21 protein-coding genes are annotated in these 19,070 nt (G+C 44.6%); all 21 read right to left on the reverse strand.

The window, feature by feature from the left end; translation table 11 throughout:
* Positions 1 to 67: 67 nt before the first annotated feature.
* Positions 68 to 1,579: an NADH-quinone oxidoreductase subunit NuoN gene (gene nuoN, locus ACSU6B_RS10660; protein ID WP_410885051.1), complete on the reverse strand. Its 1,512-nt coding sequence runs from the start codon at positions 1,577 to 1,579 to the stop codon at positions 68 to 70.
* Positions 1,580 to 1,585: 6 nt separating this feature from the next.
* Positions 1,586 to 3,097: an NADH-quinone oxidoreductase subunit M gene (locus ACSU6B_RS10665; protein ID WP_410885053.1), complete on the reverse strand. Its 1,512-nt coding sequence runs from the start codon at positions 3,095 to 3,097 to the stop codon at positions 1,586 to 1,588.
* The gene (gene nuoL, locus ACSU6B_RS10670) at positions 3,094 to 4,965 is read right to left on the reverse strand and encodes an NADH-quinone oxidoreductase subunit L (protein ID WP_410885055.1); all 1,872 of its coding nucleotides are present in this window, start codon (positions 4,963 to 4,965) and stop codon (positions 3,094 to 3,096) included. The genes ACSU6B_RS10665 and nuoL overlap by 4 nt, the downstream gene beginning before the upstream one ends.
* A gap of 206 nt (positions 4,966 to 5,171) precedes the next feature.
* Complete coding sequence (nuoK, locus tag ACSU6B_RS10675; protein ID WP_098932392.1) at positions 5,172 to 5,486, reverse strand: NADH-quinone oxidoreductase subunit NuoK; 315 nt, start codon at positions 5,484 to 5,486, stop codon at positions 5,172 to 5,174.
* On the reverse strand, positions 5,483 to 6,001 hold the full coding sequence (locus ACSU6B_RS10680; protein WP_214999308.1) for an NADH-quinone oxidoreductase subunit J: 519 nt from the start codon (positions 5,999 to 6,001) through the stop codon (positions 5,483 to 5,485). The genes nuoK and ACSU6B_RS10680 overlap by 4 nt, the downstream gene beginning before the upstream one ends.
* Complete coding sequence (gene nuoI / locus ACSU6B_RS10685; RefSeq protein ID WP_088090191.1) at positions 5,998 to 6,417, reverse strand: NADH-quinone oxidoreductase subunit NuoI; 420 nt, start codon at positions 6,415 to 6,417, stop codon at positions 5,998 to 6,000. The genes ACSU6B_RS10680 and nuoI overlap by 4 nt, the downstream gene beginning before the upstream one ends.
* A gap of 126 nt (positions 6,418 to 6,543) precedes the next feature.
* Entirely contained in the window at positions 6,544 to 7,548 is a 1,005-nt protein-coding gene (gene nuoH, locus ACSU6B_RS10690; protein ID WP_410885058.1) for an NADH-quinone oxidoreductase subunit NuoH, read from the reverse strand.
* Positions 7,548 to 8,648, reverse strand: coding sequence for an NADH-quinone oxidoreductase subunit D (locus ACSU6B_RS10695; protein ID WP_410885060.1), 1,101 nt, complete (start codon positions 8,646 to 8,648; stop codon positions 7,548 to 7,550). The genes nuoH and ACSU6B_RS10695 overlap by 1 nt, the downstream gene beginning before the upstream one ends.
* A 3-nt stretch (positions 8,649 to 8,651) precedes the next feature.
* On the reverse strand, positions 8,652 to 9,881 hold the full coding sequence (locus ACSU6B_RS10700) for an NADH-quinone oxidoreductase subunit C (protein WP_410885062.1): 1,230 nt from the start codon (positions 9,879 to 9,881) through the stop codon (positions 8,652 to 8,654).
* A 3-nt stretch (positions 9,882 to 9,884) separates the two neighbouring features.
* Positions 9,885 to 10,397, reverse strand: a complete 513-nt coding sequence (locus ACSU6B_RS10705) for a NuoB/complex I 20 kDa subunit family protein (RefSeq protein WP_214999302.1) — start codon at positions 10,395 to 10,397, stop codon at positions 9,885 to 9,887.
* Positions 10,388 to 10,762, reverse strand: a complete 375-nt coding sequence (locus ACSU6B_RS10710; protein ID WP_168241277.1) for an NADH-quinone oxidoreductase subunit A — start codon at positions 10,760 to 10,762, stop codon at positions 10,388 to 10,390. Before ACSU6B_RS10710 ends, ACSU6B_RS10705 begins: the two co-directional genes overlap by 10 nt.
* 876 nt (positions 10,763 to 11,638) lie before the next feature.
* On the reverse strand, positions 11,639 to 11,794 hold the full coding sequence (locus ACSU6B_RS10715; RefSeq protein ID WP_410885064.1) for a hypothetical protein: 156 nt from the start codon (positions 11,792 to 11,794) through the stop codon (positions 11,639 to 11,641).
* A gap of 65 nt (positions 11,795 to 11,859) precedes the next feature.
* Entirely contained in the window at positions 11,860 to 12,021 is a 162-nt protein-coding gene (locus tag ACSU6B_RS10720) for a hypothetical protein (protein ID WP_410885066.1), read from the reverse strand.
* 353 nt (positions 12,022 to 12,374) lie between these two features.
* A complete protein-coding gene (locus ACSU6B_RS10725; protein WP_410885068.1) occupies positions 12,375 to 12,782 on the reverse strand; it encodes a F0F1 ATP synthase subunit epsilon in 408 nt (135 codons plus the stop codon).
* Between the two features lie 21 nt (positions 12,783 to 12,803).
* A complete protein-coding gene (gene atpD / locus ACSU6B_RS10730) occupies positions 12,804 to 14,225 on the reverse strand; it encodes a F0F1 ATP synthase subunit beta (RefSeq protein WP_214732857.1) in 1,422 nt (473 codons plus the stop codon).
* 180 nt (positions 14,226 to 14,405) lie between these two features.
* On the reverse strand, positions 14,406 to 15,263 hold the full coding sequence (gene atpG / locus ACSU6B_RS10735; RefSeq protein WP_214999298.1) for an ATP synthase F1 subunit gamma: 858 nt from the start codon (positions 15,261 to 15,263) through the stop codon (positions 14,406 to 14,408).
* Between the two features lie 96 nt (positions 15,264 to 15,359).
* Complete coding sequence (gene atpA / locus ACSU6B_RS10740; RefSeq protein ID WP_088090200.1) at positions 15,360 to 16,868, reverse strand: F0F1 ATP synthase subunit alpha; 1,509 nt, start codon at positions 16,866 to 16,868, stop codon at positions 15,360 to 15,362.
* A 25-nt stretch (positions 16,869 to 16,893) separates the two neighbouring features.
* On the reverse strand, positions 16,894 to 17,430 hold the full coding sequence (locus ACSU6B_RS10745; protein WP_410885071.1) for a F0F1 ATP synthase subunit delta: 537 nt from the start codon (positions 17,428 to 17,430) through the stop codon (positions 16,894 to 16,896).
* The gene (gene atpF / locus ACSU6B_RS10750; protein ID WP_410885073.1) at positions 17,427 to 17,957 is read right to left on the reverse strand and encodes a F0F1 ATP synthase subunit B; all 531 of its coding nucleotides are present in this window, start codon (positions 17,955 to 17,957) and stop codon (positions 17,427 to 17,429) included. The genes ACSU6B_RS10745 and atpF overlap by 4 nt, the downstream gene beginning before the upstream one ends.
* Before the next feature lie 99 nt (positions 17,958 to 18,056).
* Entirely contained in the window at positions 18,057 to 18,281 is a 225-nt protein-coding gene (gene atpE / locus ACSU6B_RS10755; protein ID WP_088090203.1) for a F0F1 ATP synthase subunit C, read from the reverse strand.
* Positions 18,282 to 18,355: 74 nt separating this feature from the next.
* On the reverse strand, positions 18,356 to 19,069 hold the full coding sequence (gene atpB, locus ACSU6B_RS10760; RefSeq protein ID WP_214999290.1) for a F0F1 ATP synthase subunit A: 714 nt from the start codon (positions 19,067 to 19,069) through the stop codon (positions 18,356 to 18,358).
* Position 19,070 lies beyond the last annotated feature (1 nt).

Below are 19,070 nucleotides of genomic sequence, written 5' to 3' on the forward strand. Positions count from 1 at the left end.
GTATAAAACCCCTTTAATTTGACCGGCTGCCTTCCCCAAAGTTGCCAGTAAAAATCTCCCTTAACGACTAGCTGAAAAAGTCTGCTAAGATATCAAGGTTATTTTGCATAAAATCTAAAGCGATATTCGGCATTACACCAAACAGTACTGAACCAACCACCGCAACAATCAAGACAACAATAATCCCGAATGGAAGATTGAACTTGCTGTCATCGCTTGCCGGACGGAAGAACATTTGCGTCATTATGCCGAAATAATAGAAATATGAGACGACCGTCGTCGCGATCATAATCGACGCAAGCACATAATGTGGCGTACCATAAAATGCCCCGATAAAGATGTTTAATTTTCCGATGAAACCAGCTGTACCTGGGAAACCTGCCAACGAAACAAGCAGTAAGCCCATCACGACTGAAAGCACCGGCGAGCGGCGATACAATCCAGCAAAATCCGCAATCTTCGTTGAGCCTGTTTTTTCGCTAACCACCTGGATGACCGCAAACGCGCCAAGGTTCATGAATAAGTAAGCGAGCAGGTAAAACCAGATTGAATAAAACATATTCGAGCTCAAAGATGTTAACGCCACTAAAATATAGCCGGCATGAGCGATACTTGAGTAAGCAAACATTCGTTTTATGTTCGACTGCTTTAAAGCGATCACGTTACCAATAATCATAGTTGCCCCAGCGATAAAGGCGATATAGTCCTGCATCTCTAGCAAAATCGGCATTTGTGAATTTCCAACCGATGCAGCCGAACCAAATACTGTTAACAAAATGCGGAGCACAATCACAAAGCCCGCTGTCTTCGAAACCACACTTAGAAAAGCAGTAACCGGCGTTGGCGCCCCTTGGTAAACATCAGGTGCCCACATATGGAACGGAGCCGCACCCAGTTTAAAGGCTAATCCAACAAAAACCATCAAAAATGCCAAGGTTAACAAGTACGCTTGCTGGCCATCCGTAACCGTGGACAACCGGCCGGCAATGTCGAGCAAGTTGGTTGAGCCTGTTAAGCCATAGATATAGCTCATCCCAAACAACGTAATCGCAGTTGAAATTCCGCCATTGATGACGTATTTCATCGCTGATTCGTTAGACTCTAAATGATACTTGCGGATCCCCGCTAAAATATAAGAAGAAACAGTTAACAATTCCAAGCCGATAAACAGCGTAATTAGATCGCCGCTGGATGTCATAATCATCGCACCGAGCAAGGCCGATAAGAACAAGTAATAAAACTCGCCGCGATATTCTTCCAAGCCTTCTTTCGGCTCATAGCTGATGGCCAAGAACATGACCAGACCTGCACCCGCAAGAAGCAATAATTTAAAGGCCATCGCGAAACTATCTAAACGGAATGAATTCTCCAAAATCGACGTCACTGGTCCGCCGACCATGCCAAGCACAGAAACGATCGCTGCAAAAATGGCCGCAATCCCGATCCAGCCGAGAATTTTTCGATCCATATTTTTCGGCATAAATAAATCTAAAAGTGTAAGAAGTGCAGATACACCAAGGATGATGAACTCTGGCGTCATGGCACTCCAATTGATTTGCTGCAAGGTCTCAAGACTCATCCTTCATCACCCTCCTATCCCTAGCATGATCGTTTCAAGTGTAGTTTGTAGCGGTGCGCTGAGGACACTTGGGAAAACACCAATTAAAACGATTAACAGCATCAAAATAACCACCGGCATGAATTCCACGCCTTTAAGATCGAGGATGCCGGTAAATTCACGATGTGACTTGCCGTACGTGATCCCTAACACCGCGCGAAGCAAGTAAGCCGCCGTCATGATAATCCCGATCGTACCAACTGCGGCAATCCACGGCATTTCTTTGAAAAGACCGAGGAACGCCATAAACTCACTGACAAATCCAGACATCCCTGGCAAGCCAAGCGACGCCATCCCTGCAGCCAACAAGAAGCCCGCTGCAATCGGCATGCCCTTCGCCATTCCGCCCAGATTCTCAATCAGCGATGTACCGGTGCGTTCATAAAGGATGCCCACCAAGAAGAACAACAGCGCGGAAATCAATCCGTGCGAAATCACTTGGAAAATCGCCCCTTGAACCCCAGCCTCATTCATCGCCGCAAGTCCGATTAACACAATTCCCATATGAGAAATGGATGAATAAGCCAAAACCATTTTAAAATCTGTTTGAATGAACGCTAGAAACGCCCCGTAAAGGAGATTAATCACTCCAAGGACAGCAATCAGTGTCGCAAGTGTCTTAAATTGCTCGGGAAAAATACCCATCCCAAAACGGATTAATCCGTACGCACCGATTTTCAGGAGAATCCCTGAGTGGATCATAACAACAGATGGCGGCGCTTGAACGTGTACCTTCAGCATCCAGCTGTGTAATGGGAAAATCGGTAATTTTACCCCAAACGCGATCAATAAGGAAATGAACAAGCCAAGCTTCAAGTCGCCAGACAGCGGCGCATTTGGATCAGCCACCATTTGGACTAACGTATCAATGTTTGTTGTGCCTGTTTTTGCAAACAGAATCATGATCACGATAAGCAGTACGGCTGACCCTAAGCCGTTATAAATTAAGAAGCTGTAAGCTGCCTTTTCTTTTTCAAAATAACCCCATTTTCCAATTAAGAAGAAGGTCGGGATTAAGGTGATTTCAAAGAAGATGAAGAACAGAATTAAGTTTTCGGCGGTAAACACGCCGAGCATTCCGATTTCTAACAGAAGGAAGAGCATAAAATAGCCTTTCCATTCTTTTTTCACAAACTTTGCCGCCGCAATCGCTGACAGCGTCGCTACGACCGCTGTGAGGACGACCAGCAAGAGTTGAAAGCCGCTCAAGGCAAGTTCATAGTACACCGAGAAAACTGGCTCTTCGATGCCTGCAATGCCGCGGAATTGAATCCACGGGACGGATACGGTAAAGTCCGCCAAATCCTTGCCAAATTGATAATGCAGATAAGCCGCGATTGCCAACAGTAAGGCCGGCAGTGTGGCTAGAAAGCCTACCGCTTTAATCGCTTTTTCTTCCGTTTTAGGCATAAAAGCCAAAACCACGATACCTAGTAAAGGGGAGAATACTAGGATTGAAAGAACAAATGTTAAATTCATCGTAAGTACCCCCCTGTTAATGCAAAGATGACAACGAGTACCGCTAACCCAATAAAGGCGACCGCGCCGTACGTTTGAACCTGTCCGGTTTGCAGCTTCGAACCTGCTGCCCCAAGACCTTGGACAATCCCAACTACGCCCTTGACGAGTCCTCCGACAAGGAAGACATCAATGAACCGTAAAAAGTAGCTGAGTCCTTTGGTGAATGCGACGACCGTCAGTTGATAGAACTCGTCGACGTAATATTTGTTCGTTAAAATCGTGTGTAATGTATCCCCTGTGCCGCTTAACCAGTTGCGGGCCACAGACCGCTTGCTGTACATCAAGTATGCAAGGTAAATTCCCGCTAAGGAAACAACCGTTGCGGCAATCATGATCCAGCCTGGACCTTCGACGTGACCATGGTGTGCGAGCGCTTCGTTGCCATCGACAAGCCAGTCGCCAAGGAACGTTCCAAACCAAGGTGTATTGACATAACCAGCAACAATCGCCAGCACACCGAGGAGAATCATCGGGTAAGTCATGTTCGCTGGTGATTCGTGCACATGCTTTTGTTCTCCGCGTGCTTCACCGGTAAATACCATGAAGAACAAGCGGAACATATAGAAAGCTGTCATAAATGCGGCCGCAAGTGCGAGTAAGAAGAGGAATGGATGTCCGCCTTCCCAGGCCGCAACTAAAATTTCATCTTTGGAGAAGAATCCGGAAAGCCCTGGGACACCGCTGATCGCGAGTGTTCCAATTAAGAAAAGCGGTCCGGTTAGTTTGAGCTTTTTCCAAAGTCCGCCCATTTCTTCGATGTTCTGAGTATGTACCGCATGAATGACGGAGCCGGCGGCTAAGAATAATAGCGCCTTGAAGAATGCGTGTGTCATCAGGTGGAATACCCCAGCAACATAACCGGCAGACCCTAAGGCGAGCATCATGTAGCCAAGCTGTGAGACCGTTGAATACGCGAGTACGCGTTTGATATCAGTTTGCACAAGACCAATACTTGCCGCAAAAATCGCGGTAAATGCGCCAATGACGGCGATCGTAAGGAGCGCTGTTTTGCTTGCTGCGAACAGTGGAAATAGTGCCGCTACCAAATAAACACCGGCAGCAACCATCGTCGCCGCGTGGATTAAGGCCGAAACAGGCGTCGGACCTTCCATCGCATCCGGAAGCCAAGTGTGAAGCGGGAACTGACCCGACTTTCCCACCGCCCCGATGAAAATAAGGATGGCAGTTAAGGTAATCATGGTGCCTGACACCGCACCGGCATCAACAGCAGCGAAAATTTCACTATATTCAAAGCTTTTGGTTTCCCAGAATAGCAGAATCATGCCGATAAATAAGCCTACGTCCCCGATCCGGGTCATAATGAACGCTTTTTTCGCGGCCGCCTTTGCTTCGTCCTTGTAAAAATAAAAACCGATTAATAGGAAGGAACCGACACCGACAAGCTCCCAGAAAATATAGGTTTGCAGTAAGTTTGGTGAAATCACCAGACCAAGCATTGCAAACGTAAAGAGTCCTAAATAGGCATAGAATACTGGAAACCGCTCGTCCCCTTGCATATAACCTTTGGAGTAGGTATGTACTAAGAAACTTACGAGCGATACGATAAACAGCATTAATGCATTTAATTGATTCACTTCAAAGCCCGCTGTTAGATGCATATCTCCTATCGTGAGCCAGTCAAATTTCGTAACATAGGTTGGCTCAGAAAAGCGCTCGAATAATACCAAAATCGAGTAGACAAGCGATGCCAATGTGAGCAGAATCCCCACATACGCACTCGCCTCTTTCAGTCGCTTCCCGAAAAGAAGAAGGATCAAAAACGATAATAGCGGGAAAAGCGGTATGAGCCATGCATTCTCCATCATTATCACTATCCCCTTAGACACGGGCGGTGACTGTCACCACCCGAGTTTTGTCGAAAGTTATTTTTATCTGGTGCCTGACACCCTTCCTGGACAAATCCACATAAATGTCCGCGTACAGTGGACAACCAAACACAAAGTTTCAGTGTCCGTCCACCGTGGACAAAATGGCGAAGTGTCTTTTCGTGGTGCCTGACACCCAATTTTTTTTAGTTTTTCATTGTGTCCATTTCGTCGATGTTGACGGTCTTTTTGGCGCGGTAGAGTGAGATTAATATGGCTAGACCGACAGCTGCTTCGGCTGCTGCGACGCTGATCGCGAACAGGGCGAAGATTTGGCCGGTAATGGATGGCGCCATTCCATATTTGCTGAAGGTTACAAGATTAATATTGACCGCGTTCAGCATTAATTCAATCGAAATCAGGACAATCACGGTGTTTCTTTTGGTAAGTGCACCGTATAAACCGATGCAAAACAAGATCAGTGCAAGTGCCAGGAAGGCTGAAGCGGGAACAGAACTCATTGGTCGTCCGCCTCCTTCTTCTCATTTTTCGCTAAGATAATCGAACCAACAAGGGCAACCAGTAGTAAAACAGACGTTAACTCAAACGGAATGATGTATTTTGAGTAAAGTGCTTTACCGATTTGCATCGTGTTGTTTTCATGCAAGGTGGTCGGAACCTGTGCGATATTGAAATTGTAAATGCCAATGTAAACAGCAAATGCAAAGCCGAGAATCCCTAAGAAGACGAGGATTTTTCTCCATTTGCCGGTTTGTGGCTCATGTTCATCATTATGCTTTGTTAACATGATTCCAAACAGCATGATGATGGTAATCGCACCTGAATAGATTAAGATTTGCACAGCTGCCACAAATTCGGCTGACAGCAGCACGTAAATTCCAGCGATTGCGACAAAGGTGAAGATCAGTGAAACGACCATATGAACCACCTTGGTAAGGTTTAAAAGAAGCACACCGCCAATAATGGCGACAAGTGCGAGTCCCATAAAAGCGAGGAATTCGCCGGAAAAGGTCATGGTTTATTCACCTGCCGTATGTTTTCATCGTTTTCATCTAACCATTCTAGGTTTTTAAATAACATGTCACGGCTGTATTCAGCGAGCTCGAAGTTATTGGTCATGATAATCGCTTCGGTCGGGCATACCTCCGTACATAAGTCACAAAGGATGCAAATTTCAAAGTTAATATCATAGGTATCAATGATTTTCCCTTTTTTCGTTGGGTCCGGATGCTTTTTACCCGTTAAATTAATACAATCCGTCGGACAGATGTTCATGCACTGATTACAAACAATACATTTTTCCGGATAAAACTTTTGAATACCGCGGAACCGGTCTGGCAGTGGAAGCGGCTTGTTAGGATAATCATACGTAACCTTTTCTTTGGTCAAGTTTTTTAGGGTATATTTCAAGCCTTTTGCTAATCCAAGCACGTTTTTCACCCCTTTTACATTTTAAAGATGGTTTCCTTTATTTACGTTGTGTTAAACTTGGCTGTTGATTTGCGCTTTAATCAACTTGGTTATAAAAATCAATACTGACCTTTAAACACAGCTTTTTTAAAAGAATAAAGATTTAACTAAGGCTGTTAGAAATATGTTTGCTAGTGCGATTGGCAATAGTACTTTCCAGCCAAATTCCATGAGTTTGTCGGCGCGGAAACGTGGTAGTGTGGCCCGCAGCCAGATGTAGACAAAGACGACGACGCTGAATTTAAGTGCGAACCAGACGGCGCCTGGGATGAAGTCCAGGAAGCTGATTGGTGCCAGCCATCCGCCAAGGAAGACGACGGTAATGAGTGCGGACATTGCGAATAAGTACACATATTCAGCGAGCATAAAGAAGGCCCAGCGGAATCCGGAATATTCTACGTGGTATCCAGCAACTAGTTCATTTTCCGACTCCGGCAGGTCGAATGGTGTCCGATTTAATTCGGCGATTGATGCAATGAAAAAGACGATGAAGCCGATTGGCTGTAAGAGTATGAACCAGCCATGTTTTTGTGCTTCGACTATATCATTTAGGTTTAAACTTCCTGATAAAAGGATGACGCCTAGGACGGACATGACTAACGGGATTTCGTAGGAAATCATTTGGGCTGAAGCACGCATTCCTCCTAAGAGGGCGTACTTGTTATTTGATGCCCAGCCGCCAAGGAGCATGCCAAAGGTGGTTAATCCGCTAACGGCTATATAATAGAGTAACCCGACACCAATGTCAGCAAACTGAAAGGCGTCTGTGAACGGCATTGTCGCCAGGACCATAAAGGATGGCGCGAAGGCGATAACTGGTGCAATGATAAATAATGGCTTGTCGGCTGCCTTTGGAATGATGTCCTCTTTTAGTAACAGCTTGAGGACGTCTGCGACGGTTTGTAATAGTCCCCATTTACCGCCGACCTGGTTTGGACCATGGCGCAGCTGCATGTAGCCTAAGACTTTCCGCTCTGCTAAAATTCCGTAGGTAACAAATCCTAATACGATTAAAAGCAAGACAGCGCCGAGTAAAAGGAAAATTCCAAAGTTAGCCCAACCCGGACTTGACTGGAGCAATTCTTCTATCATTAGCCGTCAACCTCCCCAAGGACAATATCAACTGCCCCTAAAATAGCAATCATGTTTGCAATGTTTTCACCCTTTAAAAGTTTCGGGAGAATTTGCAGGTTATAGAAGGATGGTCTTCTAAACTTTAAGCGGTACGGCTCTTTTTTGCCGTCGCTGTAAATATAGCAGCCAATCTCTCCGCGCGGTGATTCAATGCGGACAAAGGCTTCGCCTTTAGGTGCCTTAATGATTTTTGGTACTTTCGCCATAATGGGACCTTTACCAGGGAATTGTTCCACGGCTTGTTCAAGGATTTTCAAGGATTCTTCAATCTCCGCCAAACGCAAATGGTAGCGAGCTAAGCAATCGCCGTCTTCTGAGGTTGGTACATCAAAGGTAAAACGGTTGTAAACGGAATAAGGCTCATCTTTACGAAGATCCCATTTCACGCCCGTACTGCGCAGGTTTGGTCCGCTCAGTGAATATTGAAGCGCCTCTTCTTTTGTATACTTGCCGACGCCTTTGACCCGGTCGAGGAAGATTTCATTTCCACTGACAAGCTCGTGATAGCCTTTCAGCTGGCCGCGCAGATATGGTACAAAGCTGCCTACTTTTTCAATCCAGCCTTCAGGTGCATCCCACTTCACGCCGCCAACGCGCATATAGTTGAAGGTCAAGCGGGCCCCCGATAATTCGTTGAGCATATTAATAATCATTTCGCGGTCACGGAAGGCGTAGATGAACGGACTTGTTGCACCTAAGTCAAGGATATACGTACCCCAGGCAACAAGGTGGCTGGCAATCCGGTTCAATTCCATCGCAATCACACGTAAGAAATCAGCTCGTTCAGGAATTTCAATCCCCATCATCGTTTCGACGGCATGACAGAGGATGTAGTTATTGGTCATCGAGGACAAATAGTCCATTCGGTCGGTGTAAGGAATAATCTGCGTATATTGCAGGTCTTCAGCTAACTTTTCTGTTCCGCGGTGTAAGTACCCGATGACAGGTTTCGCTTCGGTAATGATTTCCCCATCAATTTTAACAACCAGCCGGAACACTCCGTGCGTACTTGGATGCTGAGGACCGACGTTTAATATCATTTCTTCTGTTCTGATCATTGGTTACACCTCCACGTCGTACGGCTCGTAATCTTTTCGCAGTGGATGGCCAACCCAATCTTCGCCCAGCAAGATGCGCCGTAAGTCTGGATGTCCTGGAAACTTGATTCCTAGTAAATCATAGGCTTCACATTCAGGCCATTCTGCGCCTGCCCAAAGCGGCTGCAAGGACTCGATTGTTGGTTCGCTGCGGTCAATCTTCACTTTTAGGGCGACGGACTGACGGTTTTTGTATGAGTACAAGTGAACATAAACTTCCATATGTGTTTCAAAGTCTGTCCCATGAAGCTCTGATAAATAATCGAACCCTAAGAGCTCGTTGTATTTTAAAAATTGAGCTACTTTGTAATATGTATCACGCTTCGCCACGAGGGTTGGAACGTCCTTAGATAGTTTATTAATATAAGAATCTGCTAAAACATCTGGTCCCAGATGTTCGGTAATCACCTTCACATACTTATCGAGGTATGGCTGGTTTGGTGATGGCTTCGTTTCGGCTGTCGGTGCCGCTGTCTCGTCGACTTTTCCGCCCGCTGCCGCTTTCGCCTTGGCTGCTGCCGCTGCTTTTGCCTTTGCTTTAGCCGCCGCAATCGCTTTTGCTTTTTCGTCATCGCCGCCTGCTGGTGCGACTGAGTCGGTTCCTGCTCCTGCCGCTTTAGCTTTTGCCGCCGCTGCTGCCTTTGCCTTTGCTGCCGCCACTGCTTTTGCCTTGGCCGCTGCTGCCGCTTTTGCCTTAGCATCGTCGCCGACTGCGGCGTTATCGCCTGCCTCGGATTCAGCTGCTGGGGCTGCTCCGCCAGCTAGTTCCATCGCTTTTTTCTTCGCTGCGGCCGCCGCTTTCGCTTTCGCTACCGCTGCTGCCTTTTTCTTTGCTAAATCGTCACTGTCGTCTGAAGCCGAAGCTTCAGCTGCTGGTGGTGCCGGCGTATCAGCTGGCGCAGATTCCTCGGCTGGGGCTGTACCGCCAGCAAGCTCCATCGCTTTTCGCTTTGCCGCTGCTGCCGCCTTCGCTTTCGCTACCGCCGCCGCCTTTTTCTTCGCTAGATCGTCGCCGTCTATTGCCGGTACTGGCTCTGGTGCTTCGGCCTTAACTGGTTCCACCGGTTTTTCCTCCTGCTTCGGAGTTGGTGAGGCTTCCCCTGCGGCCTTCGCCGCCCGTTTCGCCGCCGCTGCAGCTTTGGCCTTTTCAACGGCTTCCTTTTTTAACTGATCAAGATCTTTATCCCCACTCATCGGTTAGATCACCTTCTTCCCAGTCTTCGCCTCATAACGAATCTTTTCCTTTAATTTATTGATTCCATAAATTAAAGCGGCTGGGTTTGGAGGGCATCCAGGTATATACACATCGACAGGAACGATTTGATCGACTCCTTTAACGACGGAATAAGACTTTACATACGGCCCACCTGCTGTCGCACAAGAACCCATCGCAATGACCCATTTCGGTTCAGGCATTTGGTCATATAATCTTCGTAAAATTGGTGCCATCTTCTTCGTCACCGTTCCAGACACAATCATACAATCCGACTGGCGTGGTGATGTACGGAAAAAGGAACCCGAACGATCCAAATCATAATTCGCTCCGCCTACACCCATCATCTCAATCGCACAACAAGCCAGACCAAATGTCACCGGGTAGATCGAACTGCTTCGAGCCCAAGCTTTAATTTGCTCTAGCGTAGTCATAAATACATTTCGCTGTAACTCGGACATTTCTTGTTGTGAAATGCCATCTAGTTTTAATTCCATCGTAGCACCTTCTTTTTCCAGGCATACACAAGGCCAATTAATAACATAATAACGAAAATCAACATCTCGATTAGTGCAAAAATCCCCAGTTTATCATAAGCCACCGCCCACGGATATAAAAACACGGTTTCTACATCAAAAATAACAAACATCAGGGCAAAAATATAATAGCGGACATTGAACTGTACACGGGAATCGTGAAAAGGCTCAATACCGCTCTCATATGTGGTATACTTCGCTTCGCTCGGTTTATGCGGCCGCAGAAGCTTACCTAAATATAAAGCCACCACAGGCAGCAGCACCCCAAGACATAGAAACGCAAAGACGATCAGATAATTATTCTGATATACATTTAGAAGTTCCATGTCTATCCCCTCCAATGTTGTAAATTTTCATACTAATGAATATTGTAACCGAATTCATTATAGCATTGTTACAAACCCATGTCGACAAGCCGAATTCATAATAATTGGAATTCTATCCGCCGCGAAATTCCTGATTAAAAGGCTCTTGAGAGCTCGCTCTCAAAAGAGACTTTCAATCAGGAATTTTGCAAGCTTCAGCGATAGCTGAAGCGCAGGATGTGCTAGCATCCGGCGGGTAGAATTACAATTTACCTGAACTAAGTCGTCGACATGAAGTCCCCTCCCCTGAGCGTTTGCGTGATCTCACAGAAACACATCTTGAATTACTTCAGAGATGACGCAAGAGCGAACCCGACACTAGATTAAAAGGACATGCTTTAGCGCACGTGATCTGGAGCGTTAGCGGAAGATGACGTGCATAAAGGGTTCGCAAGACCCCAATAACCTACCTAATAATTCGACAACAACCTCTATTTAACAACAAAATGTGTATAATGTCAGTGAGTTTTGTCATTAAAAATACATCGAATATCTCTTTTTTTAGACAAACTTATATTTTTCTAAAAAAGTAATAAACAAACCAAACAAAACTCAACCTCACATTAATGTAAACATGTCCCCTCTACAATCATATTCACTCCTAAACTTTTCATGCTATTTTCCGGATCAAGTCTTAGCTCCCGCTAAAAAGCCAATCGCAAGACTGACACACCTAACTAATTTCCCACAATTATAGAAATAACTCTCCCTCATAACCCTTTCCAAATACCACACTTTCAATAAAACCTCATATTTACTGTCCACTTCCCCAATACACCCTCAAACCAAACCAAAAAGCCAATCGCAAGATTGGCCCAACTTACTAATTTACCCCAATTATAGAAATAACCCTCCTTCATCGGCCTTTCCAAATACCACTTTCAATAAAACCTCATATTTACCGTCCACTTCTCCTAGTTTACTGTCGACTTTTATAAATTTACTATCCACTTCTAACCATTTACTGTCCACTTTCCTTATAATACTGTCCATCCCCCAATAAACCATCAAACCAACCCAAAAAGCCAGTCGCAAGACTGGCTAGGTATCTAATTTCCTCAAATAAAAGAACGAGCTGCTCCCTCTTTAACATTTCCAGATACATCTTTTAATAAATCCTGATATTTACCGTCCACTTCTCCTAGTTTACTGTCGACTTTTATAAATTTACTATCCACTTCTAACCATTTACTGTCCACTTTCCTTATAATACTGTCCATCCCCCAATAAACCCTCAAACCAACCCAAAAGGCCAGTCGCAAGACTGGCTAGGTATCTAATTTCCTCAAATAAAAGAACGAGCTGCTCCCTCTTTAACATTTCCAGATACATCTTTTAATAAATCCTGATATTTACTGTCCACTTTTCCTAATTTACTCTCCATCCCCCAATAAACCCTCAAACCAACCAAAAAGCCAGTCGCAAGACTGCCTAGGTACCCTTCTTTCCATCATGAATACGCTAAAATCCCCCTCCCTCCACACCACAGCCATAAATACAAACACCCAAAAACCACAAAAAACCCCTCCAGCAGCATTTAGCCGCCAGAGGGGTTTTACTTTTTTCAAAAAAACTACATTCTTCTATCCGATACGCCGAGGCGATTGATGGCACGCTGCAAGGCAAGCTCAGCACGTCTGAAATCGGTATGATCGACTTGATGGTCTCTCAGACGCTGTTCCGCGCGTTCCTTCGCTCTTAGGGCACGTTCAACATCAATTTCAGACGCAGTTTCCGCTGATTGGGCTAAGATAGTCACCTGATCAGGACGGACCTCTAAAATTCCACCACTGACTGCAACATAATCTGTTTTACCGCCTTTTTTAAGACGAACAGAAGTAATTTCCAGCGGGGCAACCAACGGCATGTGGCCAGGGGAAATCCCCAAATCACCACTTGTTGCCTTGGTACTTACCATTTCTACATCTGATTCATACACCGGGCCATCGGGAGTAACAATACTGACTCGAATCGTCTTCATTTTTTACCCTCCAGGCTCTGTTTAGACCTCTACACCCATACGTTTCGCGCTCTCAATAACATCCTCAATACGGCCAACGAGACGGAATGCATCTTCTGGAAGGTGGTCATACTTGCCTTCAAGAATCTCTTTGAAACCACGAACCGTTTCCTTAACAGGTACATAAGAACCTGGCTGGCCAGTAAACTGTTCAGCAACGTGGAAGTTTTGAGATAAGAATACTTGAATACGACGCGCACGTTGTACCGTTAACTTATCATCATCACTTAGTTCATCCATACCAAGGATCGCGATAATATCTTGTAACTCTTTATAACGTTGTAAAGTTGATTGTACTTGGCGCGCTACATTATAGTGCTCCTCGCCAACAATATCAGGTGACAATGCACGTGATGTTGAAGCCAAAGGGTCCACCGCTGGATAAATACCCATCTCAGAAAGCTTACGCTCAAGGTTTGTTGTTGCATCTAAGTGAGCGAATGTTGTAGCCGGAGCCGGATCCGTATAGTCATCGGCTGGTACATAAATCGCTTGGATCGATGTAACTGATCCTAAGTTTGTAGACGTAATACGCTCTTGTAATTTACCCATCTCAGTTGCAAGAGTTGGCTGGTAACCTACCGCTGATGGCATACGGCCAAGTAGCGCAGAAACCTCAGAACCTGCTTGCGTGAAACGGAAAATGTTATCCATGAAGAAAAGAACGTCTTGTCCTTGCTCATCACGGAAATACTCAGACATTGTCAAACCTGTTAAAGCAACACGCATACGTGCGCCAGGCGGCTCGTTCATTTGTCCGAATACCATCGCAGTTTTCTTGATAACGCCTGAATCAGTCATCTCGTGGTAAAGGTCATTACCTTCACGAGTACGCTCACCAACACCGGCGAATACCGAAATACCACCGTGCTCTTGAGCGATGTTATTGATCAATTCCTGGATTAATACGGTTTTACCTACACCCGCACCACCGAAAAGACCGATTTTTCCACCTTTAATATATGGTGCCAGAAGGTCTACTACCTTAATACCAGTTTCAAGAATTTCAACTTCAGTAGAAAGGTTTTCAAATGTTGGTGCTTCGCGGTGAATCGAATCACGGCGCTCACTTGCAGGAATTTCAGCCGCAAGGTCAATCGTTTCACCCAATACGTTAAATACACGCCCAAGTGTTACATCACCAACTGGTACAGAAATCGGTTTACCAGTATCTTCAACTTCTATTCCACGAGTTAAACCATCTGTGGTAGACATCGCGATCGTACGAACTGTATCATCACCTAAATGAAGAGCTACTTCAAGGGTAATGTTGATATCAACTTCGGATGCATTACTCGCTTTACTTGAAATTTTCAACGCATTATAAATCGCAGGCAGATGACCGCTTTCGAACTTAACGTCAACTACCGGACCCATAATCTGAAGAACGCGTCCTTTGCTCATCGTTTTCCCTCCTTACTTACTCTCTCGCGGAAACCACCACAAGCATTTTTATGAAAATGAACTCATTGTGGTCACGCGTCTTGTTCTATAATGAACAAAATGAGTGGGAACGGACCTAGCGTTCCCTGCTCAAAATCTAGTCAAACCCGCTACATCGGGTTCATTTTTAAAATAAAGGTTTTATTCTAGCGCTGCCGCACCGCCAACGATTTCCGTGATTTCTTGGGTGATCGCTGCTTGACGGGCACGGTTGAAAACTAGTGTATAGTGATTAATTAATTCTTTAGCATTATCAGTTGCATTTCTCATTGCCGTCATCCGAGCAGCATGCTCACTCGCTTTGCTGTCTAAGAGTGCTCCGTAGATCAAACTTTCAGCATATTGAGGCAGGAGAACTTCTAATATTTCTTCAGCAGACGGCTCAAATTCATAGGAAATGAGTTTGTTTGAAGTGGCTAAGTCCGATAACGGAAGGAGCTTCTTCTCCTGTACTTCCTGTGAAATGGCACTTACATAATGACTGTAATAGACATATAATTCATCGAAAGTTCCATCGGTAAACATTCCAACCGTTGCCCGGGTAATGTCTTGAATGTCAGCAAAGTTAGGCTGAGCTGGAATCCCAATTGATTCAAGGACCACATTCATGCCGCGTTTGACAAAAAAGTCACGTGCCATTCTTCCGATTGCAATGATCGCGAATTCATCATTCGATTTATGACGGCTTTGGATTGTTTGATAAACATGACGGAGAACGTTGCTGTTAAAACCGCCAGCAAGTCCGCTGTCAGAAGTCATAACAATATAACCGGTTTTCTTAACAGGTCGACTGGTCAGCATGGGATGATTTACTCCGCCTGAGCCAATTGCAATCGATGCCGTTACTTCTTGGATTTTTTCCATATAAGGTACAAATGCTTTCGCATTTACGACGGCACGATTCCACTTTGCAGCAGAGGTCATTTCCATTGCTTTGGTTATTTGACTCGTCTTTTTGGTTGAATTAATACGAGTTTTTATCTCACGTAATGAAGCCATAGGTTCTCACCACCCTTTTTCAAAGAATGTCTGGCAAGGACGTGCGGCACGCCTCACGGGGCCGCACACTCTCACCGTTCTAAATGTCAGACCCTATTATTCGGAAACTGCAAACGTCTTTTTGAAGGCGTTGATTGCAGAAGCCATATCGTCATCAGAAGGAAGGTCCTTCGTTTTTGTAATATGGTCTAACAACTCTTTGCGGTTGTGGTCTAACCAATTAAGGTATTCTGATTCAAAACGACGGACATCCTCTAATGGAATATCATCAAGGAAACCGCGTGTTAATGCGTAAAGGATTGCAACTTGCTTCTCAACTGAAAGTGGCTTGTGAAGATCTTGTTTAAGAACTTCAACTGTACGTGCACCACGATTAAGTTTCGCTTGGGTTGCTTTATCTAAGTCTGATCCAAACTGAGCAAATGCTTCTAATTCACGGTAAGATGCAAGGTCAAGACGTAGGGTACCAGATACCTTTTTCATCGCCTTGATTTGTGCAGATCCACCTACACGTGATACGGAAAGACCCGCGTTGATCGCCGGACGAACACCGGAGAAGAATAAGTCAGATTGTAAGAAAATTTGTCCATCAGTAATTGAGATAACGTTTGTTGGGATATACGCTGAAACGTCGCCTGCTTGCGTTTCAATGAACGGAAGCGCAGTGATTGAACCAGCACCAAGTGTATCGTTAATTTTTGCGGCACGCTCTAGTAAGCGGCTGTGCAAGTAGAAAACATCCCCTGGATAAGCTTCCCGACCTGGAGGACGACGAAGCAGCAAGGAAAGCTCACGGTAGGCAGCTGCTTGTTTAGAAAGATCATCATATACGATCAATACGTGTTTGCCAGCATACATAAACTCTTCAGCCATTGCAACGCCCGCATATGGAGCTAGGTAAAGCAACGGAGCCGGTTGTGATGCAGATGCAGTTACAACGATTGAGTATTCTAACGCACCGTATTTACGAAGCGTTTCAACCGCGTTACGAACGGTTGATTCTTTTTGTCCGATCGCAACATAGATACACACCATGTTTTGACCTTTTTGATTGATAATGGTATCAATCGCAACAGATGTTTTACCAGTTTGACGGTCACCGATAACTAACTCACGTTGACCACGTCCGATTGGCACTAGGGCGTCAATTGCTTTAATACCTGTTTGTAATGGCTCATGAACGGATTTACGAGCCATAACGCCTGGAGCAACTGCTTCTACTGGGCGTGTTTTTGTTGTATTGATTGGACCCATACCATCTACTGGTTGTCCAAGCGAGTTGACAACGCGTCCGATTAGTTCCTCACCAACTGGAACCTCCATGATGCGTCCTGTACGGCGAACCTCGTCACCTTCTTTGATTTCAGTGAAAGGTCCGAGAATGATAATACCAACGTTATTTGCTTCAAGGTTTTGTGCCATACCCATAACGCCGTTTGAAAATTCAACAAGTTCTCCAGCCATGACATTGTCGAGGCCATGAACACGTGCGATACCGTCACCGATTGAGATAACTGTACCGACATCAGTCACTTGAATTTCCGCCTGATAGTTTTCAATTTGCTTTTTTATCAGGGCACTAATTTCTTCAGCTTTGATGCTCATGAGTTTCACCCCTAATCTTTCGAATCTAGCTTAACAATTTACGTTCTAAACGATCGAGTTTTCCTCTTAACGACCCGTCATATATACGATTTCCAATGCGAAGGCGGATACCGCCAAGCAGATTGGAATCTACGATATTTTCAATTTTTAGGGACTTTTTGCCCACTTTTGCTGCAAATACAGACGAGATTGCATCGCGTTCCGCATCCGTTAATTCACGGGTGCTGTAAACTTTCGCCTCGGCAATGCCCATCTCATCATTTGCCAGCTCTAAAAATTCATTTGCCACGTCAACGATTTGGTCTTCACGGTGGCGGTCGATTAAGATCAACATTGTATTTAATACATTTACATTTACTGTTGCGAAAGATACTTTAATGATTTCTTTTTTCTCTTCAATTGAAAGCTTAGAAGAATTTAAGATATTTTTTAATTCAGGATTGTATTGTACAACTTCCTTCACTACACGAAGTTCTTCTTCAATAACTCCGAGCGCTTGAGTCTCTTTCGCAATTTGGAAAAGAGCCAACGCGTAGCGTTTTGCTACCATTGAGTTACTCATCGCTCTTCTCCTGCCTCTTTAATATATTCGTTAATGAGTTGCTCCTGATCTGCTGCAGTTAATTCCTTTTCAATTACTTTAGAAGCAATTAATACAGATAGAGAGGCAACCTGTTCACGAATAGCGGCAACAGCTTTTTCTTTTTGCTGCTCAATTTCAAGCTTTGCTGCTTCTTTTACGCGTTCAGCTTCTGTACGAGATGCCGCAACGATTTCTTCACGTTGAAGTTCACCTTGCTTTTTGGCATTTTCGATTAAGTTTTGCGCATCATTACGTGCTTCTTTTAAAAGATTTCTTTGTTCTTGTAAAATCTTATCTGCTTCTATACGGCTGTTTTCTGCCGCACTAATTTCACTACCAATATGCTCTTCACGCGTCTTCATAATGCCCATTAATGGACCCCATGCAAACTTTTTGAGCAAGGCTAACAATACTAGAAAAACGATAAGCTGGAAGAAAATATCTCCAGTATTAATGTGGCCGCCGCCTTCAGCAGCAGTGGCTAATACTAAACTGTTTGTTAACACCCTCGGTTCACTCCTTTCAAGAGTTGCTTAACGATAGCAAAAACACATAAATGAATGGCGAGGATTTGTTGATCATCGCCATCTGGAATTTTTCTACTATTATCGGTTTAATACCATGAACGCGATAACTACACCGATAATCGGTAATGCTTCTACTAACGCAACCCCGATAAACATAGTTGTTTGAAGCAAACCACGATGTTCAGGTTGACGAGCGATACCTTCTACTGTACGACCTACGATAAGACCGTTACCAATACCTGCACCTACTGCTGCTAAACCGATTGCGATTGCTGCTGCTAAAACACCAATTGATCCTGTCATTACTTTTTTCCTCCTTAAATGTATAAAACATCAATTAATTTTTTATTTTGTTCATAAAAATGAACGGTGTATTATTAATGGTCGTGACTCACTTTATGAGCCAAGTAAACCATTGTTAACATTGTGAAAATATAAGCTTGAATCGTACCAACGAAAATCGAGAACCCTTGCCATACCAATGTTAGCGGCACAGCTGCAATGGTACCAGCTATTCCTTGATGTGCTAAGCCTGTTGCTAATAGTGATAGAAGCAACTCACCCGCGTAAATGTTACCATATAGACGCAGACCAAGAGTCAGCGTATTGGCAAATTCTTCAATGATCTTCAATGGGAATAAGAATTTCATTGGACTGAAGAAACCTTCTGCATAGCCTTTGACACCTTTTAGCTTGACGCCATAATAATGGGATAGCGCCAGAACCATAACTGCTAGTGTTAAAGTGATGATTGGATCGGCTGTTGGTGATTTCCACCATAGCTTTTCATCCACCACAATCGCAAATGGAAGACCTAACATATTGGATACAAAAACATACATAATTAATGTAATCCCAAGGATGTGGAATCTCCCGCCATCTTTCCAATCCATCGTGCTGTTGATGATCCCTTTAACAAAGTCCATTACCCATTCAAAAAAGTTTTGCATCCCTGTAGGTTTCATTGCCAGCTTTCGTGTGGAAATGACAGCAATTAGGAAAACAATTAGACTTGCTACTGTGATCATCAGCATATTTGCGCCGTTAAACCAAAGGCCCATAAATTTAAACTCTGGAACCTCATGATGCATG

The sequence above is a fragment of the Neobacillus sp. C211 genome, from assembly GCF_051842875.1.
Lineage (GTDB): Bacteria > Bacillota > Bacilli > Bacillales > Cytobacillaceae > Neobacillus.

Excerpts from the sequence above, each read along its gene's own strand:
- ACSU6B_RS10680 (WP_214999308.1), bottom strand. The coding sequence starts at position 6,001 with ATGACCTTTTCCGGCGAATTCCTCGCTTTTATGGGACTCGCACTTGTC.
- ACSU6B_RS10745 (WP_410885071.1), bottom strand. The coding sequence starts at position 17,430 with ATGAGTAACTCAATGGTAGCAAAACGCTACGCGTTGGCTCTTTTCCAA.
- ACSU6B_RS10720 (WP_410885066.1), bottom strand. The coding sequence starts at position 12,021 with ATGGACAGTATTATAAGGAAAGTGGACAGTAAATGGTTAGAAGTGGAT.
- ACSU6B_RS10665 (WP_410885053.1), bottom strand. The coding sequence starts at position 3,097 with ATGAATTTAACATTTGTTCTTTCAATCCTAGTATTCTCCCCTTTACTA.
- nuoL (WP_410885055.1), bottom strand. The coding sequence starts at position 4,965 with ATGATGGAGAATGCATGGCTCATACCGCTTTTCCCGCTATTATCGTTT.
- ACSU6B_RS10715 (WP_410885064.1), bottom strand. The coding sequence starts at position 11,794 with ATGGACAGTATTATAAGGAAAGTGGACAGTAAATGGTTAGAAGTGGAT.
- ACSU6B_RS10700 (WP_410885062.1), bottom strand. The coding sequence starts at position 9,881 with ATGAGTGGGGATAAAGATCTTGATCAGTTAAAAAAGGAAGCCGTTGAA.
- atpE (WP_088090203.1), bottom strand. The coding sequence starts at position 18,281 with ATGACAGGATCAATTGGTGTTTTAGCAGCAGCAATCGCAATCGGTTTA.
- nuoH (WP_410885058.1), bottom strand. The coding sequence starts at position 7,548 with ATGATAGAAGAATTGCTCCAGTCAAGTCCGGGTTGGGCTAACTTTGGA.
- ACSU6B_RS10710 (WP_168241277.1), bottom strand. The coding sequence starts at position 10,762 with ATGGAACTTCTAAATGTATATCAGAATAATTATCTGATCGTCTTTGCG.
- atpD (WP_214732857.1), bottom strand. The coding sequence starts at position 14,225 with ATGAGCAAAGGACGCGTTCTTCAGATTATGGGTCCGGTAGTTGACGTT.
- nuoK (WP_098932392.1), bottom strand. The coding sequence starts at position 5,486 with ATGAGTTCTGTTCCCGCTTCAGCCTTCCTGGCACTTGCACTGATCTTG.
- atpA (WP_088090200.1), bottom strand. The coding sequence starts at position 16,868 with ATGAGCATCAAAGCTGAAGAAATTAGTGCCCTGATAAAAAAGCAAATT.
- nuoN (WP_410885051.1), bottom strand. The coding sequence starts at position 1,579 with ATGAGTCTTGAGACCTTGCAGCAAATCAATTGGAGTGCCATGACGCCA.
- ACSU6B_RS10695 (WP_410885060.1), bottom strand. The coding sequence starts at position 8,648 with ATGATCAGAACAGAAGAAATGATATTAAACGTCGGTCCTCAGCATCCA.
- ACSU6B_RS10725 (WP_410885068.1), bottom strand. The coding sequence starts at position 12,782 with ATGAAGACGATTCGAGTCAGTATTGTTACTCCCGATGGCCCGGTGTAT.
- ACSU6B_RS10705 (WP_214999302.1), bottom strand. The coding sequence starts at position 10,397 with ATGGAATTAAAACTAGATGGCATTTCACAACAAGAAATGTCCGAGTTA.
- atpB (WP_214999290.1), bottom strand. The coding sequence starts at position 19,069 with ATGCATCATGAGGTTCCAGAGTTTAAATTTATGGGCCTTTGGTTTAAC.
- atpG (WP_214999298.1), bottom strand. The coding sequence starts at position 15,263 with ATGGCTTCATTACGTGAGATAAAAACTCGTATTAATTCAACCAAAAAG.